General features: G+C 59.7%; 22 protein-coding genes and 2 tRNA genes. 9 read left to right on the top strand and 15 right to left on the bottom strand.

Going from position 1 to position 26,437, the window contains the following annotated elements; genetic code table 11:
• The gene (locus CVE41_RS04855) at positions 1-1,368 is read left to right on the top strand and encodes an efflux transporter outer membrane subunit (RefSeq protein WP_198507724.1); all 1,368 of its coding nucleotides are present in this window, start codon (positions 1-3) and stop codon (positions 1,366-1,368) included.
• Positions 1,369-1,778: 410 nt separating this feature from the next.
• Here the strand turns inward: CVE41_RS04855 and CVE41_RS04860 are convergent, their stop codons facing one another.
• On the bottom strand, positions 1,779-3,338 hold the full coding sequence (locus CVE41_RS04860) for a serine hydrolase domain-containing protein (protein ID WP_100259634.1): 1,560 nt from the start codon (positions 3,336-3,338) through the stop codon (positions 1,779-1,781).
• A gap of 9 nt (positions 3,339-3,347) precedes the next feature.
• Positions 3,348-3,782 (bottom strand): MarR family winged helix-turn-helix transcriptional regulator, encoded by a 435-nt coding sequence (locus CVE41_RS04865; RefSeq protein WP_157799411.1) that lies wholly within the window; start codon positions 3,780-3,782, stop codon positions 3,348-3,350.
• Positions 3,783-4,132: 350 nt separating this feature from the next.
• Here CVE41_RS04865 and CVE41_RS04870 point away from each other — a divergent pair, with 350 nt between their 5' ends.
• On the top strand, positions 4,133-6,799 hold the full coding sequence (locus CVE41_RS04870; protein ID WP_100259636.1) for a DEAD/DEAH box helicase family protein: 2,667 nt from the start codon (positions 4,133-4,135) through the stop codon (positions 6,797-6,799).
• A gap of 99 nt (positions 6,800-6,898) precedes the next feature.
• On the opposite strand, the gene CVE41_RS04875 is transcribed toward CVE41_RS04870, so the two are convergent.
• The gene (locus tag CVE41_RS04875) at positions 6,899-7,336 is read right to left on the bottom strand and encodes a hypothetical protein (RefSeq protein WP_198507725.1); all 438 of its coding nucleotides are present in this window, start codon (positions 7,334-7,336) and stop codon (positions 6,899-6,901) included.
• A gap of 296 nt (positions 7,337-7,632) precedes the next feature.
• On the opposite strand from CVE41_RS04875, the gene CVE41_RS04880 reads away from it, so the two are divergent.
• The gene (locus CVE41_RS04880) at positions 7,633-11,235 is read left to right on the top strand and encodes a class I SAM-dependent DNA methyltransferase (RefSeq protein WP_100259638.1); all 3,603 of its coding nucleotides are present in this window, start codon (positions 7,633-7,635) and stop codon (positions 11,233-11,235) included.
• 135 nt (positions 11,236-11,370) lie between these two features.
• Here CVE41_RS04880 and CVE41_RS04885 read toward each other — a convergent pair whose 3' ends face one another.
• From CVE41_RS04885 to CVE41_RS04905, 5 genes are all read right to left on the bottom strand, one after another.
• Positions 11,371-12,003, bottom strand: coding sequence for a rolling circle replication-associated protein (locus CVE41_RS04885; RefSeq protein WP_100259639.1), 633 nt, complete (start codon positions 12,001-12,003; stop codon positions 11,371-11,373).
• A 386-nt stretch (positions 12,004-12,389) separates the two neighbouring features.
• A complete protein-coding gene (locus tag CVE41_RS04890) occupies positions 12,390-12,572 on the bottom strand; it encodes a helix-turn-helix domain-containing protein (protein ID WP_100259640.1) in 183 nt (60 codons plus the stop codon).
• 190 nt (positions 12,573-12,762) lie between these two features.
• The gene (locus CVE41_RS04895; RefSeq protein WP_100259641.1) at positions 12,763-13,998 is read right to left on the bottom strand and encodes a tyrosine-type recombinase/integrase; all 1,236 of its coding nucleotides are present in this window, start codon (positions 13,996-13,998) and stop codon (positions 12,763-12,765) included.
• Between the two features lie 166 nt (positions 13,999-14,164).
• Positions 14,165-14,240, bottom strand: a tRNA-Thr gene (locus CVE41_RS04900).
• Positions 14,241-14,261: 21 nt separating this feature from the next.
• A tRNA-Cys gene (locus CVE41_RS04905) sits at positions 14,262-14,335 on the bottom strand.
• Positions 14,336-14,464: 129 nt separating this feature from the next.
• Here CVE41_RS04905 and CVE41_RS04910 point away from each other — a divergent pair.
• A complete protein-coding gene (locus CVE41_RS04910; protein ID WP_100259642.1) occupies positions 14,465-15,244 on the top strand; it encodes an acyl-CoA thioesterase in 780 nt (259 codons plus the stop codon).
• A 108-nt stretch (positions 15,245-15,352) separates the two neighbouring features.
• On the opposite strand, the gene CVE41_RS04915 is transcribed toward CVE41_RS04910, so the two are convergent.
• From CVE41_RS04915 to CVE41_RS04925, 3 genes are all read right to left on the bottom strand, one after another.
• Complete coding sequence (locus CVE41_RS04915) at positions 15,353-15,931, bottom strand: hypothetical protein (protein ID WP_100259643.1); 579 nt, start codon at positions 15,929-15,931, stop codon at positions 15,353-15,355.
• Positions 15,932-16,067: 136 nt separating this feature from the next.
• The gene (locus CVE41_RS04920) at positions 16,068-16,397 is read right to left on the bottom strand and encodes a DUF6968 family protein (protein ID WP_100259644.1); all 330 of its coding nucleotides are present in this window, start codon (positions 16,395-16,397) and stop codon (positions 16,068-16,070) included.
• Between the two features lie 115 nt (positions 16,398-16,512).
• The gene (locus tag CVE41_RS04925; protein ID WP_100259645.1) at positions 16,513-16,953 is read right to left on the bottom strand and encodes a hypothetical protein; all 441 of its coding nucleotides are present in this window, start codon (positions 16,951-16,953) and stop codon (positions 16,513-16,515) included.
• Between the two features lie 249 nt (positions 16,954-17,202).
• Here CVE41_RS04925 and CVE41_RS04930 point away from each other — a divergent pair, with 249 nt between their 5' ends.
• Positions 17,203-17,988, top strand: a complete 786-nt coding sequence (locus CVE41_RS04930) for an alpha/beta fold hydrolase (RefSeq protein WP_232725843.1) — start codon at positions 17,203-17,205, stop codon at positions 17,986-17,988.
• 178 nt (positions 17,989-18,166) lie between these two features.
• Here the strand turns inward: CVE41_RS04930 and CVE41_RS14720 are convergent, their stop codons facing one another.
• From CVE41_RS14720 to CVE41_RS04950, 4 genes are all read right to left on the bottom strand, one after another.
• Positions 18,167-18,667, bottom strand: a complete 501-nt coding sequence (locus CVE41_RS14720; protein ID WP_198507726.1) for a hypothetical protein — start codon at positions 18,665-18,667, stop codon at positions 18,167-18,169.
• A 60-nt stretch (positions 18,668-18,727) separates the two neighbouring features.
• On the bottom strand, positions 18,728-19,525 hold the full coding sequence (locus CVE41_RS04940; RefSeq protein ID WP_100259648.1) for a crotonase/enoyl-CoA hydratase family protein: 798 nt from the start codon (positions 19,523-19,525) through the stop codon (positions 18,728-18,730).
• A complete protein-coding gene (locus CVE41_RS04945; RefSeq protein ID WP_157799412.1) occupies positions 19,500-20,267 on the bottom strand; it encodes a winged helix-turn-helix domain-containing protein in 768 nt (255 codons plus the stop codon). Before CVE41_RS04945 ends, CVE41_RS04940 begins: the two co-directional genes overlap by 26 nt.
• A 99-nt stretch (positions 20,268-20,366) precedes the next feature.
• Positions 20,367-21,551, bottom strand: coding sequence for an LL-diaminopimelate aminotransferase (locus tag CVE41_RS04950; RefSeq protein ID WP_100259650.1), 1,185 nt, complete (start codon positions 21,549-21,551; stop codon positions 20,367-20,369).
• 160 nt (positions 21,552-21,711) lie between these two features.
• Here CVE41_RS04950 and CVE41_RS04955 point away from each other — a divergent pair, with 160 nt between their 5' ends.
• The 4 genes from CVE41_RS04955 to CVE41_RS04970 all read left to right on the top strand — a co-directional run bounded on the left by CVE41_RS04955 (position 21,712) and on the right by CVE41_RS04970 (position 26,434).
• Positions 21,712-23,589 carry a PHA/PHB synthase family protein gene (locus CVE41_RS04955; protein ID WP_100259651.1) on the top strand — a complete coding sequence of 626 codons (1,878 nt, stop codon included), beginning with the start codon at positions 21,712-21,714 and terminating at the stop codon, positions 23,587-23,589.
• A gap of 118 nt (positions 23,590-23,707) precedes the next feature.
• Positions 23,708-24,535 (top strand): phasin family protein, encoded by an 828-nt coding sequence (locus CVE41_RS04960; protein WP_100259652.1) that lies wholly within the window; start codon positions 23,708-23,710, stop codon positions 24,533-24,535.
• A 208-nt stretch (positions 24,536-24,743) separates the two neighbouring features.
• A complete protein-coding gene (clpS, locus tag CVE41_RS04965; RefSeq protein ID WP_100259653.1) occupies positions 24,744-25,109 on the top strand; it encodes an ATP-dependent Clp protease adapter ClpS in 366 nt (121 codons plus the stop codon).
• A gap of 89 nt (positions 25,110-25,198) precedes the next feature.
• Positions 25,199-26,434 (top strand): LptF/LptG family permease, encoded by a 1,236-nt coding sequence (locus CVE41_RS04970; RefSeq protein WP_100259654.1) that lies wholly within the window; start codon positions 25,199-25,201, stop codon positions 26,432-26,434.
• The last annotated feature ends 3 nt before the right edge of the window (positions 26,435-26,437 follow it).

Genomic DNA, 26,437 nt, shown 5'->3' on the forward strand with positions numbered 1-26,437 from the left:
GTGAAGCGCATATCGCTCGCCCTGTTGGCCACCACCGCGCTTGCCCTCTCCGCCTGTGCACCCGCGTTGCAGGAGGCCCCGATCGGTAGCGCCGTCGCCCCGCCGACCGAATGGCGCACAGACCTCAAAGAGACCACCCCCATCGAGCGTGACTGGTGGGACGCTTTCGGCGACCCGCATCTCTCGGTCCTCGTCGAAAAGGCGCGGGCCAACAATGCGGACATGCAGGTCGCCGCAGCCCGCGTCGAAGAGGCGCGCGCGACCGAACGGGGCTCACGTGGCTACCTCCTGCCTTCGGTGGGTGCTGGCGTAGAGGGCGGGGTCCGGCGCGAGGTTTCCCCCTTCGGACAGGCGCAGACTTCCGTCGCTGCGCAGCCTGCCTTTCGCGCTTCCTACGAAGTGGATCTGTTCGGCAAGAACGCCGCCCGCATCGATGCCGCCGAGGCGGGTGTCGCTGCCAGCGCTGCGGGCGCGGAGGCGGCGCGGCTGTCGGTGAGCGCGGCAACCGCGACCGGCTATATCACCCTGCTGGCGCTCGACCGGCGGCTCTCGGTGCTGGAAGAAACGCTTGCCAAGCGGCAGGAGGCGGTGAAATTCGCCCGCGACCGGGCCGAGGTCGGCTACACTTCGCAGCTTCCCCTCAGGCAGGCCGAAGCCGAGCACCAGGCCACCGCGCAGTTGGTCCCGCAACTGAAAGCGCAGATCGCGCGGCAGGAAAACGCCCTTTCGGTCCTGACCGGCGAACTGCCGGGTGCGATCGTAAGAGGCGGGACATTGGAGGACCTCCGCCGGCCACCTCCGCCTGCGACCCTGCCGTCCGAGCTGCTTCGCCGCCGTCCGGATGTGGCAGCAGCGGAATATCGCATTGCCGCAGCCGACGCGAAAATGCGCATGGCGCGCGCCGACTTCATGCCCTCGATCGATCTGGGCGCGGCGGCGGGACTGGCGCTATCCGACCTGCTCGCCGATCCCGTGGGCGTCTGGTCGCTGGGCGGCAGCATCCTTGCCCCGATCTTCCAGGGCGGCAAGCTGCAGGCGCAGCTCGACGGAGCCACGGCGCAGCGGGACCAGGCGGCCTGGTCCTACCGCGCGACCGTGCTCAACGCCTTCCGCGAGGTAGAGGATCGCATGGCGGTGCTGGCCAATCTGAAAGAGCAGGAAGCTGCACTCGAAGCCCAGCAATTGGCCGTGGCCGATGCTCTGCGTCATGCACGCAACCGGTATCGCGCCGGCTATTCGCCCTATATCGAGCAGGTCGATGCACAGCGCGCCTTGCTGGGCGTCGAGCTGTCACTGGTGCAGGTGAAGGCCGACGAGCTTACTACTCTGGTCGGGCTCTATCAGGCTGTCGGAGGGGCGCCAGAATGAATGGAGGGAGACCTGCCCACCTTCGACCGAGAGGCACGGCTCGCCTCAGGCTTGTCGGCATCCACATCGGGCGTGGCCGAGGAATGGCGATTTTCAGCGGCCCACGAGAAGTGGTGCGCTTACGTGACCCGCACATGATACCTATGTAACTGATTTAGTTATGCTTATTCTAGAGAGGTCTGGGCAGTGCCCCCAAAAGTGCCCCCAATACTACGGATTTGACTGACCGAATGTCCACAGCACTGTCAGCTTTCGGCAGCCATCAAAGGCAAGATCAGTGACCGCTTGTGGGTGGCAAGCGGACTCTCGACGAAAGGATCGGGATGGTCAATTTGTCGTCCGGTAGACGGCTGTCCGACTTGAAATGCAATTGACGGAGTGCCTATTTTACAAAGCACCGCTTCCGTGTTTCAAGGGCTATCCCTCGCTGATTCTTGCAACGCTTCGATCCTCTGAAGCGCTTCCTGTAAGCGGGAACTATCGGGACTGAGCCGCAACGCCTCTTGATATGAGGAAATGGAATTGGCCCACTGGCCTGCCTTCTCATAAGTCTCTCCAAGGCTGTCAAACGCGTTCGTCGAATCTGGGAAAAGCCGAGAGTTGAGCCGGAAAACAGCGATTGACCGATCCAAATCACCCGCGCCCAACAGAGCGTAGCCAAATCCGTTAATGTCCTGCTCCCGCGGCTTTTCGATCTTGCCGGATTTCACGAGTGACTCGAAGTGGCTGATGCCTTCGACGATGCCTTCGCTTGCCAACAGCTGTGCCAGACGCAAATCTGCAGGCTGGGAGGGTACGTTTGTTTCGAGGCCGTATGCCGCCCGGACCAAATCTTCGCCCAGCCGTACCGTTTCTCCGTATGTCCTGCTGCCGGTGCCGCTGATGCTGTCCGCTGCAAAAACAATCAGCCCTTTCTCGGGAATGTATTGAAGGTTGGCGGTAAACGGCGGGCCCCAGCCATCATGGCCAATCGCCTTAACCTGTTCATCGCCAACAGAAATGAGCGAGGTAAACAGCCCATAGCCAATAAAACTTGTCTCATTATAGGCGACTGCGCGGGGCACGGTCATTTTCTCCAGAGTGCCCGGATTACGGAAGAATCCGCCCGAAAAGAGCGCCTGAAACCATTTGGCCATGTCACCAGCGGTGGAATAAAGGCCGCCCGGCGCTGCGGCCCCGACAAACTGAGCCTGTAGCGGCGCTTCAAATCCGCCTGGGACGACCACATAACCATCGGCCAGATCGCGATTGACGGACCGATAGGTCAGGATTCCGGAACCCTCCATTGCGAGAGGATCGAAAATGAAAGTCCGCAATAGCTGCGCGAATGATTGCCCCGTGGCCTTTTCGGCAATCGCCTGAAGCAGGACGTAGTTCGAATTGCTGTAACCGTAATCCTCGCCGGGCGTGAAAGTCAGGGGTCTGTCAATGAAGGTCCCGATCATATCATCCAGATCAACGGGCAAGCTGGTCATGCCGGACGTCAGCACTCGGGTCTGAATCGCCTGATAAGGCGGCGTATATTGGTAATTCGGAATACCTGAGCGATGGCTCAACAACTGGTCGACCGTCACCTCAGCTGCCGGACTGGAAGAAAACTCTGGCAGCAGCTCTGCAATCGTTTGTTCGGTCGAGAGCAAACCAACCTCTTCGAGCCTGAGTATGAGTGCCGCCGTGAACGGTTTTGACACCGAAGCAAGACGCACTTTCGTATTTGTGGTGTAAGAAATATCGAACGGGATGTTCGCAGGGCCGAAGGCACCTTGGTAGAGTATCTCGGACTGAGTGGCGACGATCACGACGCCATCAAGAATCCCGGCGTCGTGGTACGACTGCGCGATGGCGGCAGCTTTTTGCCGGTAGTCCTGTGAAATGGCCTGTTCAGCCGGCTTGCCCGCAGAGACGCTGAAACTTGCAGTAAGCAATGTCGTTGCGACTATCAGGCCAAGAAATCGAGTAAGCTTTGCCATCTTTGGTCCTTAGTCAGGGGCTGGGGCGTCAAGATCGGCAAATCGCGTGCTCATGTTGCGCACATGCAAACGCGCGATGGCATCATCGAGCGCAGCGACCAGATCCACGCCAATCTCTGAGAACAGGTCGGAATTCATCCGCGTAGCCAACGCCATCGTCTCGTCGAGCAGACGCCATGTTCGTTCGCCTTCAGCGGTCAAGGTGTATAGCGTCTTGCGGCCATCGGTGGGGTCAGCTGCCCGGTAGACGAGTCTGCGGCTCTCCAGCTTTCGCAGACGCTGCGCGACGAGTTGATGGGACTGGCCAAGATCCCGTGCCAGATCGCTGAGTGATACCGAAGAGCCCGGCTTAATCGCCTGAAGCGTCGAAGATCCCTGCACGGGGATATTCAATCCGCGTTGAGCATAGACATCCTGCATCTGCTCGTGGGCAAGATCCATCATGTCTTGCAGTCGCTTCCCCAGATAGGCCGCGTGAAATTGATCCTGATTTGGCTCGCCAGGCATTGTCGACACGAATCTCCGCAATAAGTTGCGCAATTAATTGTGGAGATTCGTGTGATGGTCAAGCGGAGTTGATTGACCTCTGGATAGATCAATCAATTCGCGACTGATGGAACCGGGTCGTTAGTAGCCCGTCCGCTCTTGGCTCATTTCCAGCTCGGTGAAAGCGTCACGAGATGGGGTGGAAAGCGGACTAAGCGATCTGTGTGATCCAGTGGCTGCAATTGGGCCGAGGGCGATATCTAACATTGCAATAGGCGGAAGCTTCCCAAGGTGTTAGGCCATGTGCGATGCTCAAGGATATGAATTTCAAGGGGAACTGGCGGGACTATCAAGCCCGAATCCTTGAAGAGATGGGCGAGCATTTTGATGACGGAAGACTGCATGTCGTAGCCGCCCCTGGTGCCGGGAAGACGGTGCTCGGTCTGGAGATCGTGCGCCGTATTGGAAGGCCTGCGCTTGTATTTGCTCCAACGATCGCCATTCGCGAACAGTGGACACACCGGCTTTGCCCGCTGTTTCTCGACACGCCGCCGAAAGCGGAGGAAATCTCTCGCGATCTGGCAGACATCCGCGAACTGACGCTGGCGACCTATCAGGCGCTCGATAGCCTGCGACGCGGCGAGGAGCTCGATGCGCTGATTGATAAGCTGAATTACCGGGGGCCGCTGACGCTGGTTCTGGACGAAGCACATCACCTGCGGCGGGAGTGGTGGAAATGTCTCAAAGAGCTGGCCAACCGACTGGATGATGTCCGTCTGGTCGCACTGACTGCGACACCCCCTTACGATGCCAGCTTCGCCGAATGGTCTCGCTACGAGGAACTGTGCGGGCCAATAGACCTCGAAATTGGCATTCCCGAACTGGTGCGCAATGGCGATCTCTGTCCTCATCAGGATCACCTCATCCTGTCGGAACCGACCGAAGATGCTCTGGTGCAACTCGATAGAAGGCGGGCGGCCATTGGTTCGTTGCACATAGAATTGCGCCAAAATGACGGGTTGCTGGACTGGCTGGCAGCGCACCCTTGGTTGACGGAATCGCAAGCGCATGTCGAAGAGATCCTCGAAGCGCCCGAGATGTTGTCGGCAGCGCTCGTTCTGCTGGCATCAGCCGGACGGGATCTGCCCCGCCCTCCGCTCAAGTTGCTTGGTGTGTCGGCGCGCAATGTACCGCAGCCATCGTTGTTCTGGCTCGAACGCTTTCTTGACGGCGTGATATCGCAACACACCGCCTCGTTTCCGCTTGATCCGGTGCGGCTCAGGACTCTGCGCGACCTGCTGAATCGTCATGGACTGATCGAAGGCGGCCGCGTTCTGCTGCAGCACACACGCTCAGTCTTCAAACTGATGACTTCCAGCCTCGGGAAGCTGGATTCGATAGTGGACATCGCGAAAGCCGAACAGAATGCGTTGGATGGCGATTTGCGCATGGTCGTGTTGTCCGATCATATTCGCGCTGGTGAGCTGCCGAACGGACCCGATGCGGAGTTCAAGCCTGCCAAGCTCGGCGTGGTGCCAATCTTCGAGAAGCTAAGACGCTCAGGCATCGCTGATGATTATCTCGGGGTTCTAACAGGCAGTCTGGTCATCCTTCCCAAGCGCACTCTGTCTAAGCTCGACCAGGTCGCAGCAGACTTGCACATCGATCCTGGCAACTTTCGAGCAAGCGATTTGCCGGGTTGCCCGGAACACGTGCGTATCGAATGTAGGACCGGTGGCACCGCTGAACTGGTCCGCCTCGTCACGGCCTTGTTCACACGCGGCTTCATTCGCATACTCGTTGGCACGCAGTCGCTGCTCGGCGAGGGATGGGATGCGCCAGCGCTCAACAGCTTGGTACTTGCGAGCAATACGGCTTCTTTCATGCTGTCCAACCAGATGCGCGGACGAGCAATCCGGATCGATCCGGCCAGGCCCGACAAGGTAGCCAACATCTGGCATCTGGCGACGGTCGATCCGCAGGATCGCGAAAGCTGGGATGCGGTCGTCTCGACGTTCAACTGGGGCTTTCTCAATGATGGGGGCGCACCTGGGTTGTCTGATATTGAAGTGGTCGCGCGCCGCTTCAAGGCGTTCGAAGGGATTTCCAATGGTGCGTCCACCCTCATCGAAGACGGTGTTGCCCGCCTAGGCCTCGATCCATCAAGACCGGCGGCATTCGCGAATCTCAAGACATTTGCAGCCGCAGCAGACCGTCCAGCCATTGCAGAACGCTGGAAAGTGTCTCTCGGTGAAGGAGCCGAGCGAGCGCAGGTGCGCGAAACCGCGGCTCCCCGTTACGCACCGCGCGCTTTAAGCTGGTTCGATACCCTGCAGGCATTGGTTTGGAGCGCGGCGGGTAGTGGAGCCTTTGCAGCGGCCATCGAACTGCGGGGCATTGCGTCATACGAAGGAATTGGGATCATCGCGACGGGGCTTGCCGGTGTTGCCACGCTCGCAAGCCTGCCTCGTCTGGCAAAGGCCGGGATGCTCATTTGGCGCAATGGTTCTTTGGAGGGCAGTCTGGAATCGGTGACCCGTGTTGTCTTGCGTTCGCTGGTCGATGTCGACGTCATTAGCGGGCGCGAACTGGATGCCGCTAACGTCGAAATTCGCACTAGCCTCGACGGGCGAAAGGATATCGTCCTGACCGGAGTCAGCCGGGCCGCCGAACGGCAAGTCATGCAGGCAATCGCTGAAATTCTCGGGCCGGTACAGAACCCACGATACCTGCTGGTGCGCAATTCATGGCTCGGCCTCAAGAAGCGGGTCGATTACCACGCTGTCCCCGCTGTGCTCGGTGCTCGCAAGGAAAATGCTGAACGATTTGCCGAATTATGGCGTGGGAGTGTTGGCTCATCAAAACTAGTGTTCACACGGACTGCGGAAGGCAGGCGAGCTTTGCTGCGAGCAAGAGCTTCATCCTTCGCGGCAGGCTTTCAGCGGATCGTAGATCGGAGATCGGTTTGGCTGTGATTGGGGTGGAACGCTGACTTAGGATGTGGTGCCAGCCAATGTCCGCAATCGGGTCGTAAGCGGCTGGTCCGCTTTTGGTCATTCGGTTGGCGTTCCTGGCTATCTTGCGAGCAAACCTATCACCCGCATCATTTCGACCGCACAAAGTTCATCAAGCCGCCAATACTCTTCTTCCAGCCGGGCGAAGGTGCTTTGATGCATGCCTTTCGGTCGGCGGATTGGTTGCTCCCAACCCTGAGGGCACCCCAACCGCTTCTGGATGCGGAACAGCGCCTCGAAAGGGCGGTCTCGGTTCGCGATACGCTGGGACTGATATCCAATTTGCCATGCCTTTCGCGAGGCGAAACGATCGCCCCCTGGAGGCAGGTAGAGCTTGCCGACACGAATGCCGCGATAAGGGCAAATCATCCACCAGCGCTTCCCACCGAAGTGGGGCTCCGTGTGAGTTAGTCGCACAGATTGCTCGACGCTTTCGCGCTCCTCACCTGTCCCGCGCGAGAAGCTGAGCAGAAGCGTCTCTTCGCCAGATTCGCTCATTTTCGCGACATAGCTGACAATACCAGCCGGTTGCCCCCCACGGTCCCAGCGAAGGGTGCCCGGCACGTCACACCCTTCGCGCGCCAAGCCTGCGCGCATCATCCAAGACAAATCGATACGGAGCGATTGCTCCGCCGTTGGCCTGCCGCCGCTCCGTCCCGATCCAAATCCACCCATGCTGGTGTATTACACTAATAACACGCAAATTGCGAGCCCGAGACGAGCGTTCTCACCCGAAAGATTCGCTCCAAGTCTTTTTGCTTGAACGGCTTTCTTTGGCGCGCCATGCACTGGCCATGGGGGAAATCGACCTAACCAAGATTGCGGACCTTATCGACGAAGCGAAGGCCTCGGGCGGTTCCGAAATGGCCAATGCCCAGCTCTTTATTGAGAGGCTGACAGTAGCGTTGGGTCTGCCTTCGCCCAAACTTCAAAAAGAAGACACCGCAACCAGCGACTACGTCTTCGAACGTCCAGTGACCTTCCGCCACACGGGCGGCTCTACATCAACCGGTCGTATCGACTGCTACAAGCGCGACTGCTTCATTCTAGAGGCAAAGCAGTCAGCCAAGCGCAAGAAAGCCCGCGAAAGCGAGCAACTCGAACTGGCTGGCATAGAAACCTCGCAGAAGCTCGGGCATGCCAAGCGTGGCACGAAGACCTGGGACAAGGTCATGATCGCTGCCAAGAAGCAGGCGGAAGACTATGCTCGCTCCCTTCCCGACGACCACGCCTATCCACCGTTCCTGCTCATTGCAGACATCGGGAATGTCATTGAGGTCTATGCCGACTTCAGCGGACAGGGCCGCAACTATGCGCATTTTCCGGATCGACAGAGCTATCGGCTCTCAATGGATGATCTGCTAGAGGAAGAAGTCCAGCAGCGATTGCGAGCCATCTGGACCGAACCTCATGCCCTCGATCCCGCGCGTATCAGTGCAGAGGTAACCGAGGATATCGCTACCCGGCTCGCCAAGATCGCAAAGAGCCTGGAAAGGAAATACGACCCCAAGGACATCGCAGAATTCCTCATGCGCTGCCTCTTCACGATGTTTGCAGAAGACATCGGCCTGATCGAGGAAACCGACGAGGAAAAGCGCGCAGGCGTCGGCCCGTTCGAAGCGATGCTCGAACGAATGGTGGAGACGCCCGACTACTTCCCGCAGGCGCTCGAAAGCCTTTGGGCAACGATGGATGCAGGCGGCTACGCTGGCGAGTTTGGCAGGCCCCTGAAACGCTTCAACGGGTCGCTGTTCAAGAAGCGCACAGCGCTTAAGCTGGAGGCCGATGACATCAGGGAGCTTTGGCTCGCCGCACGTAAGGATTGGCACGAGGTCGAACCCGCCATCTTCGGCACCCTACTCGAACGTGCCTTGGCCTCGAAGGAGCGCGGCAAGTTGGGTGCCCACTTCACACCGCGCGTTTACGTCGAACGGCTGGTCGTGCCGACGATCATCGAACCACTCCGCGAAGATTGGGACGAAGTTCAGGCTCTGGTCGCCGACCTGCGTCGCGCAGGGAAAAACGAAGCTGCGATCGAAGCGGTGAGGCAATTCCACCACCAGCTCTGCACTACCCGCGTGCTCGACCCGGCATGCGGTACGGGCAACTTCCTTTATGTCAGTCTCGAACTGATGAAGCGGCTGGAGGGTGAAGTGCTCGACACGCTGGAATCGTTGGGCGATGACGAGGCGCGACTGCTGCTCGATGGCGAAACTGTCAATCCGCGCCAGTTCTACGGGTTGGAGATAAACCCGCGCGCCGTGCCGATTGCCGACCTCGTGCTGTGGATCGGCTTCCTGAAATGGCAGCTACGCACGACCGAGGCCAAGAACCTGCCCGAACCGATCCTGCACGCCTATGGCACGATCAAGGAACAGGATGCGCTTCTCGCCTATGACAGCATGGAAATGCTGCGCGACGACAAGGGCAAGCCGTTGTCTCGCTGGGACGGCGAGACGATGAAGCTGCATCCGATCACGGGCGAGGAAATCCCCGATCCCGATGCCAAGATGGAGCTGTACCAATATGTGAACCCGCGCCGCGCCGACTGGCCGGAGGTGGAATTCATCGTCGGCAACCCGCCCTTTATCGGCGGCAAGGACATGCGCGCCGAACTGGGTGATGGTTATGCCGAGGCCGCGTGGAAGGTGCGCAAGGACGTACCCGGTGGTGCGGATTTCGTGATGCATTTCTGGGACGAGGCGGCGACGCGCCTGCTCGCCAAGCCGCCCAAGGGTGCCAACGGCGAAAACTCGCTGCGCCGTTTCGGCTTCATCACCACCAATTCGATCACCCAGACCTTCAGCCGCCGCGTGGTGGAGCGGCACATGAACGCCAAGCTGCCGCTATCGTTGGTGTATGCCATTCCCGATCACCCCTGGCTTAAGGCGAGCGACAAGGCAGCGGTGCGCATTGCCATGACTGTCGCGGTTCGCGGCGAGCGGCAGGGCAAGCTGGCGGAAGTGGTGCACGAGAGCGGGCTGAACACCGATACGCCCGAAGTGCGACTGGAGGTGGATGAAGGGAAGATTACGAGCGGGCTTCGAATTGGTCCCGACATGTCGAAAGTTGAGCCGCTACTGGCCAATGAAGCCTTATCAAGCGCCGGGGTAAAACTTCACGGTTCCGGGTTCATTGTTGAACCGAAGACTGCTGCGAATTTGGGGCTTGGGACTGTCGATGGATTGGACGCGCATATTCGGCAGTATCGACACGGCCGTGATCTCGCTTCTCGACCGCGAGGCGTGATGGCAATCGACCTGTTCGGATTAACGGCACCAGATGTACAGCGTCGCTTTCCTGCAACATATCAGCACGTTGTCGAAACCGTCAAACCAGAGCGCGATCAAAACAATCGCAAGCAGTATCGGGAGAATTGGTGGATTTTTGGCGAGCCGAGGTCGGAACTTCGGCCCGCAATTGCAGGGATCGAGAGATATGTTGCTACCATCGAAACGGCAAAGCACAGGGTTTTCCAGTTCTTAGAAAGTACAATACTCCCAGATAACAAACTGATTTGCCTCACCATGGAGGAAGCGGGCCAGTTTGCAGTCCTCTCGTCCTCCGTACATTGCTATTGGTTTCAAGCGAATGCGGGGAAAATCGGTGTGTATGCGATGGACTCTGTCTACGTGAAAACGCGTTGTTTCGACCCTTTCCCATTCCCAATCCTCACCGACGCGCAATCCTCCAAGCTCGACCAGCTCGGCGAGCGGCTCGATGCCTTCCGCAAGGAGCGGCTCGCCGAACACGACTTCCTCACCATGACCGACATGTACAATGTGCTCGAACGCCTGCGCGAGCTGGAGCAAAATGTCGGAGAGCCGTTCAGCCAGAAGGAGCGCGATATCCACGAGGCGGGGCTGATCTCGGTGCTCAAGGATATCCACGACGATATCGACCGCGAAGTTTTCGCCGCCTATGGCTGGGAAGACCTTGGCGCGCGGCTGGTCGGCCGCCCCGGCGCGACCACGCCCAGTCCGCACAAATCCGAAGACCAGGAAGCTGCCGAGGAGGAACTGCTCACGCGGTTGGTTGCGCTCAATCAGGAACGCGCAGCGGAGGAAAAGCGCGGCCTCGTCCGTTGGCTGCGCCCCGAATACCAGAAGCCGCGTCTCGCCCATAAGGTGAAGGGTCAGGACGATCTCGACATGGACCTTGTCGAAGCAGGCGTAGTCGAGGAGCGGGCTTGGCCCAAGGATGGTCTCGAACAGATCCGTGCCTTGCGCGATGTGCTGTCCGAAGCAGAAGCGCCGCTGCCAGCCGACGCACTAGCCACCCTCTTCAAAGGCCGGACGACATCCAAACGCAGACAGCGTGTCGAGGAGGTGCTGGAAACCCTCGTCGAAACAGGGGCGGCCCGCGACAGCGAAGAGGGCTACTTCCTTCCTCGCTAACCCGTTTCCAGATTTTCCGAAATCAATTGGAAGAATTGCATTTCTGGTCCGATCAGGAACGTCGGGACGCAAAGACCCGCGACGGCTATTCCATCCTATTTTAGCGGCCCTCGCGCGCGCGGGCGAGAAACTGTATTAGCGCTTCCTTGAAGCTGTCGTACCGCCAGCGATCTGCGGAGGCTGAGAGATTGCCCCACCCCCTCCCCCGCAACTTCGCTGCCAGGCCCCCGCTCTCTTGCCAACGACCCGGCTCGACTGACCCCATGGCTTGTGCCCCCAGCTGATCATGCCGAGTGCCCCTTCCAAGTGAGTGGGGGTGCACTTCAGCATGTAGTGCAGCTTCCCGAGCATGACCGCCCGATAAAGCTCGGGATTGACCTTGTGAGTGTAGGCCGAAGCCAGTCGCTGCGATTGAATAGTTCCCGCAACATAGCCGCCTTTCAGCAACGCCTTGCCCCAGCGAAGCGGCATGGGTCGAAAGAGCAAGTCCAGTTCGGCGGGAACGTGCAGCAGAACGTGCGCGTGCTGGCCGAATGTATTCCCGTGCTCCTGCACCCAGACCCAAGGCATGGGGTGACCGTGCCAACGCATCCAGTCGCGTGAGGTCTTGATGAATTTACCCGTGGCCTGAGTTGCCTCGCATCCTCCTTTCCCCGCTTTGCCCCAAGCCAGGGTAATGAACCGATTGAGCGGCATTCCGGCTTCCCATGCGTCATGGCTGCGATCCAGAAGTAGCTGGCACTGGCGCTTGCTCAATTGCCAGCTCACCCTGTCCGCTCGATTGCGCGCACCGCCCTGCTTCAATCCGGCTGGAGGCAAAGATAAAGGCCCTATAATAGGGGGAAGATACGATGTCTCTAGCAACCCACTGATCTAAAAGATTTCTCTTTTTGCGGGTTGCGACAATGAGGCACGATCCGCCGCAAGTTTCAAAGGAACGGTGAGATACACTGTGGCACTACACAGACGTGTTTCAACCGGGGCGACCAGCCATTCGGCCAGCCGCCCCGATCATGTCAGTCGCTACACAATTTGTGTGGACGACCTCGTTTTCCTTTGGCATTGAAGCTGCATCCAACTGGGAGCTAACCACTGGATACGAGCGCTGATAAGGTCACTAGCCTTGTCGGCGCTCTTGCTTATCTGCCACCGGGTCAATCATTCGCAGCCTCGTCGAAAAGAGACTGATACCAACGCTCGGCGTCCTCGCGACGTATACGCGCCGCTCGTCCGATATGAACGTGAGGAACAGCGCCGCTGTCGCGCAGGCGGTATGCGGTTGATCGACTGACGTTGTACTCGTCACAGAAGTTTCTGATTGTCAGCAATGCTGCCATCTATTTCACCTTGCTTTGCGACCACGAGGGGCCAGTGAACGCATCGCATCGCAGGGCAGATGTTCCCCGCCTGTTCACGATGCGTGCACAAATATCTCTGCGCGCCCTCACGGCACACGACAAGGGGTTGGACTCATGATCCGGGGAAAATACCCTGTGGATAGCGGGGAGTATTGAGGCCGCTAAGGGCTTATCTTCCTTCACCGCTGCTTACGGGGCGAAAACTCACGACCTCCCCGCCAACCCTCAGTGTATCCAGATAATCACTCCACCACTGAGCCATGGAGACGCGCTCGTCCCAATGCTGTCCTCTGGCGTAAGTGCCCCTCGTCTGGTCACTTTGCCCGTGGGCCAAAGCACGCTCAATGGCATCCGGGTGCCACTTGCCGCTCTCATTCAGCAGGGTGGAGGCAGTCGAACGCAATCCGTGGGCGGTGACGACATCACTGCCAAACCCCATACGGCGAAAAGCAGCGTTCAACGCATTCTCGCTCATCGGTCGCAAGTGACTACGTTGACCAATGAACATTAAGTCGAAGCCTCCTGAATGTTGCTTCAACTCACGCAATAGTCTGAGGGATTGGCCGGACAGCGGTACGGTGTGCGGACGGCGAAGTTTCGTTCGGTCGGCTGGAATGGTCCAATTGGCCTCTTCCCAGTTTACCTCTTCCCAACGCCCTTGGCGCAATTCGCCAGGTCGCAAGAATACGTGTGGGCTGATTCGCATCGCTAAGTGAACGACAGGCGAGCCATTGAACTCATCGATTGCACGCAAAAACTCGCCTAAAAGCTTCGGCTCTACGATTGCAGCGTGATGTTTGACGACCGGCGTAGACAAAGCCCCAGACAAGAGGTGCGCCGGGTCCGATGTGCAGCGGGCGGTTGCTACTCCGTGCCGGAAAACGCGGCTGGCAAAATTCCTCGTGCGCACGGCTGTCTCACGATGCCCACGCTTTTCGATCTTTTTTAGTGCAGCCAGAAGCTCCGCTGGCTCAATCTCGGCGATGGGTCGGTTACCGATCGATGGGCTTAGATGGGACAAGAACCAACGCGCCTTCGATATCGTGGACCCTGCCTTGTTATTTGCCTCCAGCTTTGTCGCGATGAAATCCTCTGCGACCGACTGGAAGGTATTGCCCGCTCCTATGCGCTTCTCGATCTTCGCCATCTTGCGATCGAATAGTGGATCGCGGCCCGCCTGAATTTCGATCCGAGCTGCATCCCTAGCCTTGCGTGCATCTGCCAAGCTGACATCTGGATAGCTTCCAAGGCCCAGCCGCTTTTCTTTGCCGTTCACGCGGTATTTCAGAAACCAAAGCTTTGATCCGTTTGGACGCACCTCAATGTAGAGGCCTTTTTCATCGCTCCTCCGGAAAGCCTTTTCAGAGGGCGACAATGCTTTCATCGATAATGCTTTGAGGGGCATCTGGGGGCACCTGAGTTCAGTAATGCGGCCAGTGCCCCCACTAGTGCCCCCAAATTCGCTGAATTTTGGGGGCACCGACAGATACAACTAGCGCCGTCGAGAACCGATGTATCCCGCAAAAACGTCTGATTTTCAAGGCTTCGAGAGAAATTGAGAGACGAGTTGGTGGTGCCGCTTACGTGACTCGAACACGTGACCCCATCATTACGAATGATGTGCTCTACCAACTGAGCTAAAGCGGCACATTCCCACAAAAGGGGAAATGGAGGCCCGAGCCGGAATCGAACCGGCGTGCAAGGATTTGCAGTCCTCTGCGTAACCACTCCGCCATCGGGCCTCGCCCGACCTCTCGGAACGGGAAGCGGCCCACTAGCGATTCTGTAAAGGGTTTGCAATCGGCTTTGCTCGAACTGCCTTCCGTAACGTCAGTCTGGACGCAGGCGCGGCCAGCGGCAATGAAGCGGGCATGAGCATAGCCAGCCTGATCGATCCGATCACTCCCGAGGGCGGTCACGCCCGTTTCGACAACCTCGACCACTGGTTGCAGGGCCGCACGCTATATGGCGGCGCCTCCGCGCTGATCGCCTATACGGCCGCCGTCCGGGCCTTCCCCGACCTGCCCCCCTTGCGCGCCGCACAGGTGGCCTTCGTAGCGCCGACTGCGCCCGAGGCAGAATTGCGCCGGGAAATCGTGCGCCAGGGCCGCAACGTCGCCCAGGTGCGCAGCGAGATCTGGTGCGAGGGCAAATGCACGCTCACCGCTTTCTGGCTTTTCGGCACATCGCGCGAAGCCAATGCGACCCATCCTGCAGCCCCGGTCGCCGACTGGCCGGGACCGCCCGAGGAGGCGGAAAGCGCGATGAACGGCAAGGGGCCGGCTTTCATCCAGCATAATTTCGAGATCCGCCGCGCCCAGGAAATACGGGGCCCCGGCGAGCCGGTCGTGCGCCGCTGGGCAAGGCTGGAAGACCGCGAGGGCCTCGACCCGGTGAGCGAGCTCATCCTGCTGGGCGATGTCATGCCGCCGGGCGCCATGCGCGCCATGAAACGGCAGGGCCCGATCAGTTCGATCAACTGGTCCTTCAACCTGCTCGAGCCTGCGCCGACGACACGCGACGGCTGGTGGCTTTCCGAAAACGCCAGCCAGCACGCCGACGACGGCTATTCGTCGGAACGGCTGCGGCTGTGGAATGCGGACGGCAAGCAGGTGATGGACGGATTGCAGAGCGTCGCAATTTTCGGGTGACGAAGGCGACAGTGTGTCGCCTTCGGTTTCGCATCTCAAGGCACTGAAAACCGGGCGATAACCCGATGCAGGACGGGGTGACACCTACGCGCCCCGTTTTCACTAGCCTCAATCGGCGCCTGCCTCCCCATCCTCCTCATACCGCAGCTCGAGTTCCGCATCGGCGTCCTCGAGCCAGCTTTCCGGCCCCTTCTCGACCCGATCGGCGAGCTCTCGCACTTCGTCGGGTTCATAGGCATAGGCGGGATGATCGGCCCACTCCGGCCGTCGCACGAAGTGGGACCTCATGGCGAGCAACCCCAGCGTCAGTCGCTCGTCGAAGCGGCGTGAAGTGCCGATCAGCTCGCCCTTGTGGTAATGCGGGACTTCCACGCCGTTCAGCGCGCGGTCGAGCGCAGCTTCGGCAAGCACGTCGAAGCGCTGGATGAAGGCGGCTTCCCACCCCTTGTCGAACGGCTGGCCTTGCAGGCGCGCGCGCAGCTTGTAGGCCGACTGGCGGCTCATCCCCACCGCCCGCGCGGCGGCAGTGACATTATGCGTTGCCGCCAGTTCGCGCAGGAACGCTGCCTGTCGGGCGGGCGTCCAGCCGTCGTGGCGCTGGGTTTCGATCTGGAGGGAGGAAGGAGCGGGCGCACAGGCGGCTTTGCCTGCAGGCACGAGCGATGCGATGGGCTGATGCTTGGTCATTCACCAGGATAAGGCAAATTCCGGGCGAGTAGGAAAGGGGGCAGGCGGTAGGGGCGCGGAGACCTAAGCCCGATCGCGCATCGACGTCTGCTTTTGACGAAACCTGAAAAGCGCGAGAACGTCTGGAAATGGGTGGTTAGCTGCCGTTCTCGTCGGGAGGCACGTATAGTTGCCCCTCACCCCAATCTGGCGGAAGATCCAAGTCATACTGATCGATGTAGGTTAGCTTCCCCGCTTTGTAGAGGTCGCTTTCCTTCAGTTCGGAATGGACGGATTTCATTGCCAGCATAAGCGCTTGAACACCGTCTAAGCCGCAAGCGTAGCGTTCCTGAACGTGATCAGGCCAAACGATGGCCCATCGGCATTGATACTCACCACCGGGAGCTAATAACGGTTTCAGAAAGCGGGCCGTGACTTTTTGGTCACCGCTGTCGAAGATACGCTCGATAAAGGACTCGTCGCTCATGGGTGGTTAGTGGCACGGCAAGGGAACGTCGGCAAACGGGTCGTTAGCAGCCCGTCCGCTCCTGGCGCATCTCTAGCTCGGTGAAAGCGTCACGAGATGGGTGGAAAGCGGTCATCTACTGCCCGGCAAGAGATGCCTCTTCGACTTTTCCGTCCATCAGGCGTGCTATAGCTTGGCTGAAGGCTTCAAGTTCGGGATAGTTCGTCTTGAAAGTCGTGCGAACGCAGTTTTGCGGCACTCCTTCACCCATTTCTAGGTTGTCCCGCAGCCAGACCTGCACTGACAAATTGCCTCGCTTGTCAGCAGGGGCCACTTCCACGCTCACGACAAGAGCGTCACCCTCCCAAGGTTCATATCCCCAAGCGGCTTTGAGCGGAGCTTCGGGCGAGATTGGATAGGTCGTAAGTTGCTCGCCAAACTCTTTTACGTCCTGCCATTGAACCCAAAATCCGCCTTCGCCTGAAAACTTCTCACCGATGACCTTAACACCCAGCCAACCGAAATCATCGTTTGGGTCTCTGCTAAATTGATAGGAGAAGGAAAGGCGTGTGTTCATTCTCGGTAGTTTTGGCATTCAAAGCTGATGTCCGCAATCGGGTCGTTAGCGGAATGACCGCTCATGGCTCATCGCTAGCTCAGCAATGCGGTCAGGAAATTGGCGGGGAGCGGACGTGAATGCAATTCGCTTAGAAGTCAGGGTAGGGCTGATCGCGAGCTTCCCGCACTTGGCGGAATACTCGCCGACGTGGACATCCACTGGCCGAGCGGACCGTAAGCCGGTTCCAAGCGTTACTCTCACATGACCATGCACCACACGCGCACAGGCCGCGGAAAACCCCTCCTCCTTGTCCACGGGCTTGGAGGTACTTGCCACTCTTGGGATACGATCTTGCAGGCACTTGCTGAATCCAGGGAAGTAATCGCCTTGGACTTGCCAGGCCACGGAAAGACACCCGAAGAGGTCGACAGTGGCACGTTTGACGGGCTGACGCGCAGCTTGGACAAATGGCTCGGCGCTGAGGATCTTAGAGGTATCGATATGGTTGGCAGCTCCATGGGGGCCCGCCTGGTGCTTGAGATGGCGCGGCGCGGTCACTCCGGCGCGGTTGTTGCCTTGGATCCGGGCGGCTTTTGGCAAGGGTGGGAGCGTACGTTCTTCAGGACCACTATAACGGCATCAATTGCTCTGGTTCGGGCACTGCGACCGGCGCTACCCGCGATCACCCGCAATGTTGCGGGTCGGACCGCGCTCATGGCCCAGCTCTCCGCGAAACCGTGGGCGCTTGATCCCGCGTTCATCTCGCAGGAACTCAGGGCATTGGCAGATACGCACACAGTCGGATCGCTCGTGAAGGATCTTGCCAACGGCGAAAATCAGAAGGGCTCTGCGAACACGCCCGCGCCAATTACAATCGGCTGGGGCTGCAAGGACCGGCTGTGCCTGCCGCAGCAAGCGCAACGTGCGACAGCGGCATTCCCCAAGGCAGCGATGCACTGGTTTGAGCATAGCGGACACTTCCCGATGTGGGATCAGCCACAGGAAACAGTCCGCGTGATCCTGGATGCAACAAGCCATTCGTTATCTACATGACATTACGATAAGTTTGATGGAATTTCGAACGCTCAAGTGATAATTCGATCCAGCAATATCCGCTATCGGGTCGTCAGCTGCCCGTCAGCTCCTGGCACATCGCCAGCACGATGAAACGGCAGGAAAGTGGGAGGGAAGCGGACGTTCCGGCATGCGTGCCGTCCGCAAAGAGGCTTCTCTATTCTGCGCGGGCGAGAGCGTCGTTCGGTTGCCAGTAGTCCTCGATCAACATCGACCAGTTCCTGCCATCTGCAGATACCATTTCCGGATACATACTGATTGAGGTTCTGCCCGGCTTCGCAACGAAAGTCATGAGATTCAACGCTCCGTCAGAAACTATCTGATCAACCTCATCCCATGATAGCTTCTGAACACGACGCCCCCTTTTATATAGGACTCCCTCCTCGCTAACCACTAAAGTCGGGTCACCTGGAAAACGGTTTCTACATATCAGATAGAGGCCGCCGCTCCAGAGCACGAAGGTTGCCAGAAGGAGATAGGCAGACGGAGGCTTGGGGGCGAGGATGGCACTCAGCATGTGGGCTATCAAAATCACCGAGATGACCAAAAACGCCCAGTTTTCCTTCAAGCGAGGACGTACTGGACGGAAATGGATAGACTCTTTTGACACCTGTCCTCCAAATTCCTGCCACCCAATGCATGGCACACCAAAGGTCATAAAGGTCAGATAATTCGTCGGTTGCGCCAGCGCCGCAATCGGGCCGTTTGCCGCGCTACCTCACACGTCGGTGAACTTCGCCGGGCGTTTCTGCATGCCCGCCATCACGGCCTCCACCTGGTTGGGCTTGCGCATGATAGCGGCCTGTTCGACGCTTTCTTCCATCAGGATGTCGTCGCCCGGTTTTTCCAGCATGGCTTCGGACAGGCGCTTGGCGCCGCGGATGGCCTCGGGATTGCGGTTGGCGATTTCCTTGGCGATGTCGTTCGCCTTGCCGAGCGGATCCTCGCTGACGAAGGTTGCGAGGCCGTATCCCTGCGCTTCTTCGCCGGTGAATTCGCGGTTGGTGTAGACGAGTTCGCGCAGCACGTCGTCGCGCACGAGGCCGCGCCACAGGTGATAGCCGCCCATGTCGGGCACGAGGCCCCATTTCATTTCCATGATCGCCATGCGGCTGGCCGGGTGGACGACGCGGATGTCCGCCCCGCTCGCGATCTGCATACCGCCGCCGAAGCAGACGCCGTGCACCGCCGCGATGACCGGCACCGGGCACTTGCGCCATGTCATCGCCACTTCCTGGAAGGTGTTGGCATTGCCGTGCGTTCGCTCGGTCAGCGGCTTGCGCTCTCCATCCGGCGCGGCAGTGAAGCTCGACACGTCGAGGCCGGCACAAAAGCTGCGTCCCTCGCCCGCCAGGACGACGGCGCGCAGGCCCTTCATCGTGCGCAATTCCTCGCCTGCAGCGATGATCGCTTCGAACATCGCCGGGTCCAGCGCATTCATCTTGTCCGGACGGTTCAGGCGGACCTGGGCAACGCCGTTATCGGCGAGTTCAATCGTTACGCGTTCGCTGGACATGATACTCCGCAAGGTTTGACTGATCGGGCCGGCGACCTTGCGACATGGTAGATGCGCTGTCCAGCATGGACCTGCGCTCCCGGGCGAATGCGGGAAAGGTCGAGCGCGCTTCGGTACAGATGAAATAGCCGCCGTCGGAATGTGTCTGGACCAGCCAGCCAAGACCCGACACGGCCAGCTTGGCCCTGAGGCGCGACACATGGACTTCGAGCGAATTGGTTTCCGGTTCGTGGCGCAGACGCCAGACGTCCTTGAGCAATGCCGCCTTGTCGACCCTTTGCCCCGGATCCGCGGCCAGCCGCCACATCAGGGCGAATTCGCGCGGGTGCAGCCCTATCCAGCGGCCGTCGACATAGGCATCGCGGTAAAAAAGATCGAGCCGGACCGGACCGATGATACGGTATTGCGGGATCAATTCCCGCAAGCCTTCCAGCTTCAGCATCCTGGCGCCGAGCTCGACCAGCGCGACCTGCGTGGAGAGAGCATCGGCAAACCCTTGTTCGAGGAGTTTGGCGCGGGTCCCGGCATCGTCGACGCCGACGATCAAGGCGCTCTTCTTGTCGGCGACAAGGTTCCAGTCCGTACAGCGTCCCCCGATCCGGCAGTCGATCAAAAGCGATTGGCCTGCGATCGTATCGTCGGCGCGGAATGCAGGCGTCATCCGCCAGTCGAGCAGGCGCAGGTCCCACCGCCCCGGCGGACTGGTGGACATGGAGAGCCAGGTAAAATTAGGTTGCGACACGGCCCTTCTCCTAAGGCCTCCCGTCGTGTTACCCAATATGAAAGGTTTATCTCCGGCCCAATCCGGACGAATACCTAGCGGCGATACGCAAACCTCTTGCTAGCTCGCGTGTTCGGCAAGGAACCGCTTCACGTTCCGGGCCGCCTGGCGAATACGTTGTTCGTTCTCGACCATGGCGATGCGGACGTATCCCTCACCCTCTTCACCGAATCCCACTCCGGCGGCGACCGCGACCTCGGCGTGCTGAAGCAGCTGTTTGGAGAATTCGAGGCTGCCCATGTGCTCGAAACCGGGAGGCAGCTTGGCCCAGGTAAACATGCTGGCGGGCGGCGAAGGGATTGCCCAGCCGGCCCGCGTAAAGCTTTCGACCATCACATCGCGGCGAGCCTGATACCGCGCGCGGTTCTGGGCGATCACGTCTTCCGGGCCGTTGAGTGCAGCACAGGCAGCCGCCTGCACCGGCGTGAAAGCGCCATAGTCGAGATAGCTCTTCACGCGGGTCAGCGCCGCGATCAGCTTCTGGTTGCCGACGCAGAACCCGATCCGCCAGCCCGCCATGGAAAAGGTCTTCGACATGGAGGTGAATTCCACAGCGACATCCTTCGCCCCGGGCACTTCCAGGATCGAGCGCGTCGGCTTGCCGTCGTAATAGAGTTCCGAATAGGCGAGGTCGGACAGCACCCAGACCTCGTTCTTCTTCGCCCAGGCGACCAGCCGCTCGTAGAATTCGAGGTCGACCGTCTCGGCAGTCGGATTGCTGGGATAGTTGCACACCAGCACGGTCGGACGCGGCACCGTATAGGCCATCGCATTGTCGAGCGCGCGCCAATAGTTCTCGTCAGGCGTCGTCGGTACGCTGCGGATCGTCGCCCCTGCGATCATGAAGCCATAGGTGTGGATCGGATAGGCCGGGCTCGGCGCGAGGATGACATCGCCCGGCGCGCTGATGGCCGTCGCCATCGACGACAGCCCCTCTTTGGAACCCATCGTGACGACCACTTCCCGTTCGGGATCGAGTTCGACCCCGAAGCGGCGCTGGTAGTAATTCGCCTGGGCGCGGCGCAGGCCGGGAATGCCCTTCGACTGCGAATAGCCGTGCGCATCGGGCTTGGCCGCGACTTCGCACAGCTTGTCGATCACATGCTGCGGCGGCGGCTGGTCGGGATTGCCCATGCCGAGGTCGATGATGTCGCGACCCGCCTGACGTGCCGCGTGGCGCATCGCATTGACCTCTGCGATGACATAGGGCGGCATACGTTTGATGCGGTAGAATTCGTCGGACATCCATTGCTCCTGCGACGCCGGCCGAAATGCTGGCCGAAAGTGATTTGCGTCGTCACATTGATTACCTATTCACGATGCAAGCGCAAAGCCGCTCGCTATCACAAGTGTGCGAATTATCGTGTAAGTGACTAAAGACGCGCTTCGACGCCAGAGGATTGCCATGAACGATACGCCCGATCCCTTCACCAATATGTACGAAGGCCCCGCCAAGCTGATGCGCGCCATGTTCGCGCCGATGATGGGCACGATGGATGCGGCCAAGGGAATCGACGGCGCGGTATCGCCCGAAGATGCAAAGCATTGGGCAGAGGTCGGCGCGAAGCTCCAGGCCATGTGGCTGCAGTACCAGTCGGAACAATTGTCCAATCCTCAGGCGCTGGTGCCCTATTTCGATCCCGCGCGCTGGATGGCGCTGGCAACCGACTGGTACCAGAAGATGCCGCTGGCGCAGGCGGAACAACAGAAAGCCCTGATGGAAGAGGGCATGCGCCTGTGGGAAGACGTGCTGGGGCAGTACGGCCTTGGCCCCAAGGCAGCGGAAAAGCACGGCGGCGAGGTCGAGCTGCCACGTAAGGACCGCCGCTTCGCCGACGAAAAATGGCGCGCACATCCTGCCTTCGCCCTGATCCACCAGACCTATCTGTTCCTGGCGGAACGCGTGGCGGAAATGGTCGAAAAGGCGGACAATCTTAATCCGCAGCAGCGTGAACAATTGCGCTTCACCACCAAGGCGATCACCGAGGCGGCGAGCCCTGCCAATTTCCCGCTGCTCAATCCGGTGGTGATGGAGCGGACGCTCGAAACCCGGGGCGACAATCTGGTGAAGGGCATGGAGCATCTGCTCACAGACATGCGCCGGGGCCAATTGTCCCACACGGACGCAAGCGCGTTCACGCTGGGCGAGAACATCGCCACCACGTCCGGCAAGGTGGTGCACGAGACCCCGCTCTACCAGCTGATCCAGTATTCCCCCACGACCGACAAGGTCATGGAGACGCCGCTCATCATCTTCCCGCCGTGGATCAACCGGTTCTACATCCTCGATCTCAACGCGAAGAAGAGCTTCGTGAAATGGGCGGTCGACCAGGGTGTGACCGTTTTCATGGTCAGCTGGAAATCGGCCGACGCCAGCATGAAGGACGTGATCTGGGACGATTACGTGCGCGCGCAAATCGATGCGATCGACCATGTGCGCGAGCGGCTGGACGTGCCGAGCGTCCATGCGATCGGCTATTGCGTTGCCGGAACCACGCTAGCCGCCACGCTGGCGATCCTCCACCGCCGCGAACAGGAAGACAAGGTCAGGAGCGCGACCTTCTTTACCGCCCAGGTGGATTTCGAAAAGGCGGGCGAGCTGCTCAACTTCATCGACGACCAGCAACTGGCCGCGATCAAGGGAATGTCGCCCGACGGCTATCTCGACGGGCGGTATATGGCGGCGACCTTCAACCTGCTGCGCGGCACGGACCTCATCTGGAACTATGTGGTCAACAACTACCTGCTGGGCGAAGACTATCCGGCCTTCGACCTTCTCCACTGGAACGGGGACGTAACCAACCTTCCCGCCAAGTGGCACCAGCAGTATTTGCGCGATCTTTACCGCGACAACAGGCTCGTCGAAGGCGACGCGCTGACGGTCGACAATACGCCGGTCGATCTCGGCCGGGTAAACACCCCCACCTATGTGCAGGCGGGCAAGGAAGACCACATTGCGCCGGCCGAAAGCGTCTGGAGGATCACCGAACATTTCGGCGGCCCATTGCGATTCGTGCTGGCCGGATCGGGCCATATCGCAGGCGTGGTCAATCCGCCGTCCTCCGGCAAATACCAGTATTGGACCAATGACGGCTCCCCGCGAAGCCTCGCCGAATTCCGCGAAGGGGCCGAAGAGCATCCGGGAAGCTGGTGGCCGGACTGGATCGACTGGCTGCGCGAACAGGACGGCGAAACCGTGCCCGCAAAAGGCAAGCGCAAGCCCGGTGCGAAAGGTGACAGGGTCATCGAAAATGCGCCTGGACGCTACGTCGCCACTCGGTAAACCCGGTATAACTCGCTGAAAATACGCCTCGTCGCGGTTTATTGTGCACTGCACAAAAAATCCTTGACTTCGCAGTTGCAATGCCTATTTTGTGCACTGCAACAAAGTGAGGTTTCCCATGGCTGATAGCCAGAGCAAAATTGACGCCGCTGCCGAGAAGGCATTTGCCGACGCAGCGGAAAAGAAGGCTGCTGACGCGGCCAAGGGCGACGTGGACGTGAAGGCCGTCGAAAAGGCAGTCGAAGCGGACACGAGCGCACCGGTCAAGGCCGACAAGGTCGCCAAGGCCGTTGCCGCTCCTGCCAAGAAGAAGCCGGTCGCAAAGAAGAAGGCCGCTCCGGCCAAGGCCAAGAAGGTCGCTGCCAAGAAGGCACCGGCGAAGAAGGCCGCTCCTAAGAAGGTCGCCGCCAAGAAGGCAGCACCTGCAAAGAAGAAGGCCGCAGCCAAGAAGCCCGCGACCGCCACCACTCCGATTTCCAAGTTGAAGGATACCATCATGGCTACTGCCAAGAACGCAAAGACCACCGACTACACCGCCAAGGCGAAGGAAGTTGCTGCCGACGTGCAGACCCGCGCCAAGGCCGCTTACGACAAGGGTGCAGAAATGACCCAGGACGTCGTCGAATTCCAGAAGGGCAACCTCGAAGCTCTCGTCGCATCGGGCAAGATCCTCGCCAACGGCATGCAGGACATGGGCCGCACCTATGTCGAAGAAGCCAAGTCGGCTGCCGAAACCGTCCAGGGCGACGTCAAGAAGTTCGCTGCGATCAAGTCGCCGACCGAACTCTTCCAGCTCCAGGGTGAAATCGCACGTCGCAACTTCGACGCGATGGTTTCGACCACTTCGAAGAACACCGAAGCCATGGTCAAGCTGGCCAACGAAGCTTTCGCTCCGCTTTCGAGCCGCTTCAGCCTCGCTGCCGAAAAGGTCCGCAAGGCTGCCTAAGGCAAACTGACTTCAATCCGCCGGGCTCTCTCTCCTCTCTCCCTCGCCCGGTGGTTGGACAGGACGGGTCGGACGACATCACTGTCGTTCGGCCCGTTTCCTTTTTCGGTCCCAAGATGTCCGTTTCGACGTTTTCTTAACTCGCGACGGCGCAGGGGCTGACTGATGCCTTGCGATTTGGTGAAACGATACGATATTGCCGCTACCGATGATCGATTACACCGCCCTCCCCCCAATTCGCGCCGCCAATGGCGAGGATGACGACAACCGCGAGGGCGAAGGCCAGACCGGTCTCGCGACAAAGACCCGTACCAAGCCCAAGAAGCCGAGCCAGTACAAGGTCCTGCTGCTGAACGACGATTATACGCCGATGGAATTCGTCGTCATCGTGCTGAAGCGCTTCTTCCGCATGAACATGGAAGAGGCGACCCGCGTGATGCTGCACGTCCACCAGAAGGGTGTCGGCGTCTGCGGCGTATTTCCGTATGAAGTGGCCGAGACCAAGGTGAACCAGGTGATGGATTTCGCGCGCGAGAACCAGCACCCGCTGCAGTGCACGCTGGAGAAGGCCTGATCGCCATCCCCTTTCTCGTTTCCGGTAGGGCATGACGCGCGGGTAATTTCTCGCTAGAGCCGCCCGAACGCCAAGAAACCGGAAACCGCGTGCTCAACTTCCTTCCTGCCATCGACCGCTATATCTTCCGGCTGGTGATCGTGCCGATGCTGGGCGTATTCGCCCTCGCGGCATCGCTCCTGACCCTCGACAAGATGCTGCGCCTGCTCGACTTCGTGGCGGTGGAAGGCGGACCGATCGGTGTCGTCTTCAAGATGCTGGCGACGCTCGTTCCCGAATATGCCAGCCTTGCGATTCCGCTTGGCCTGCTGCTGGGCATCCTGCTCGCCTTCCGCAAGCTCGCCACCACGAGCGAGCTGGACGTGTTCCGCGCAGTCGGTCTCAGCTACGGCCGCCTGCTGCGGGTGCCCTACATCATCACCATGGTCTTCATGGCCATCAATGTGGCGCTGGTCTTCTTCGTCCAGCCCGTCAGCCGCTTCACCTACGAGCGGCTCGAATACGAGCTTCGCTCCGGCGCTCTGGGGGCATCGATCAAGGTGGGAGAATTCACCACGCTCGCCGATCGCATGGCGCTGCGGATCGAGGAAAGCGAAGACGATGGCCGGCGGCTGATCGGAATCTTTGCGCGTGTTGCCAACGACAAGGGCCAGGTACTGTCGATCTCGGCGCGCGAGGGTTCATTCCTCGCCACTACCGACGATCCCGACACGATCATCCTGCGCCTGACCGAGGGCACCATCGTCCAGGACACGGGCAACCAGACGCCCCGCGTCCTCACCTTCACACGCCATGACCTGCCCATAGACTTGCCCGCGATCGAGGAATTCCGGGCGCGCGGCGAGGATGAACGCGAATACATCCTGCCCGAACTGCTGCGCGTCGGCTGGGCGGACAACCAGACCGAAACCAAGCGCGACGCCAGCCAGGCGAGCTTCAATTTCCGGCTGGTCGAGGTCGTAATGATGGCGCTGATGCCATTGCTCGCCGTGGCGCTTGGCATACCGCCCAAGCGATCGACCAGCGCGCTGGGCGTCTTCCTGTCGATCATCATGGTCGTCGCCTATCACAAGATAAACCAATACGGAGAGGACGTGGCCGCGCTGGGCCTTGCCGACCCGATCCTCGCCCTATGGGGGCCATTCGTGATTTTCGCCGCGCTGATATTGTGGATGTACTGGCGCGTGGCCTTCGTGCCGGGCGGACAGGCAATCGGCGCGCTGGAGAACTGGTTCGCCAAGATTTCCAAGAAGATTGGCAAGCTCTTCAAACGCAAGCGCCGACACCATGTCCTTGCGGATGACGACCTGGCGGCGGAGGGCTGATCG

This window comes from Qipengyuania seohaensis, assembly GCF_002795865.1.
In the GTDB taxonomy this organism is placed as follows: domain Bacteria; phylum Pseudomonadota; class Alphaproteobacteria; order Sphingomonadales; family Sphingomonadaceae; genus Qipengyuania; species Qipengyuania seohaensis.

Bases quoted from the DNA above. Each gene is read 5' to 3' on its own strand.
- CVE41_RS04860 (WP_100259634.1), bottom strand. From the start codon at position 3,338: ATGGCAAAGCTTACTCGATTTCTTGGCCTGATAGTCGCAACGACATTG.
- CVE41_RS04865 (WP_157799411.1), bottom strand. From the start codon at position 3,782: ATGATGGATCTTGCCCACGAGCAGATGCAGGATGTCTATGCTCAACGC.
- CVE41_RS04870 (WP_100259636.1), top strand. From the start codon at position 4,133: ATGCTCAAGGATATGAATTTCAAGGGGAACTGGCGGGACTATCAAGCC.
- CVE41_RS04875 (WP_198507725.1), bottom strand. From the start codon at position 7,336: ATGAGCGAATCTGGCGAAGAGACGCTTCTGCTCAGCTTCTCGCGCGGG.
- CVE41_RS04880 (WP_100259638.1), top strand. From the start codon at position 7,633: ATGGGGGAAATCGACCTAACCAAGATTGCGGACCTTATCGACGAAGCG.
- CVE41_RS04890 (WP_100259640.1), bottom strand. From the start codon at position 12,572: ATGGCAGCATTGCTGACAATCAGAAACTTCTGTGACGAGTACAACGTC.
- CVE41_RS04895 (WP_100259641.1), bottom strand. From the start codon at position 13,998: ATGCCCCTCAAAGCATTATCGATGAAAGCATTGTCGCCCTCTGAAAAG.
- CVE41_RS04910 (WP_100259642.1), top strand. From the start codon at position 14,465: ATGAGCATAGCCAGCCTGATCGATCCGATCACTCCCGAGGGCGGTCAC.
- CVE41_RS04915 (WP_100259643.1), bottom strand. From the start codon at position 15,931: ATGACCAAGCATCAGCCCATCGCATCGCTCGTGCCTGCAGGCAAAGCC.
- CVE41_RS04920 (WP_100259644.1), bottom strand. From the start codon at position 16,397: ATGAGCGACGAGTCCTTTATCGAGCGTATCTTCGACAGCGGTGACCAA.
- CVE41_RS04925 (WP_100259645.1), bottom strand. From the start codon at position 16,953: ATGAACACACGCCTTTCCTTCTCCTATCAATTTAGCAGAGACCCAAAC.
- CVE41_RS04930 (WP_232725843.1), top strand. From the start codon at position 17,203: ATGCACCACACGCGCACAGGCCGCGGAAAACCCCTCCTCCTTGTCCAC.
- CVE41_RS14720 (WP_198507726.1), bottom strand. From the start codon at position 18,667: ATGACCTTTGGTGTGCCATGCATTGGGTGGCAGGAATTTGGAGGACAG.
- CVE41_RS04940 (WP_100259648.1), bottom strand. From the start codon at position 19,525: ATGTCCAGCGAACGCGTAACGATTGAACTCGCCGATAACGGCGTTGCC.
- CVE41_RS04950 (WP_100259650.1), bottom strand. From the start codon at position 21,551: ATGTCCGACGAATTCTACCGCATCAAACGTATGCCGCCCTATGTCATC.
- CVE41_RS04955 (WP_100259651.1), top strand. From the start codon at position 21,712: ATGAACGATACGCCCGATCCCTTCACCAATATGTACGAAGGCCCCGCC.
- CVE41_RS04960 (WP_100259652.1), top strand. From the start codon at position 23,708: ATGGCTGATAGCCAGAGCAAAATTGACGCCGCTGCCGAGAAGGCATTT.
- clpS (WP_100259653.1), top strand. From the start codon at position 24,744: ATGATCGATTACACCGCCCTCCCCCCAATTCGCGCCGCCAATGGCGAG.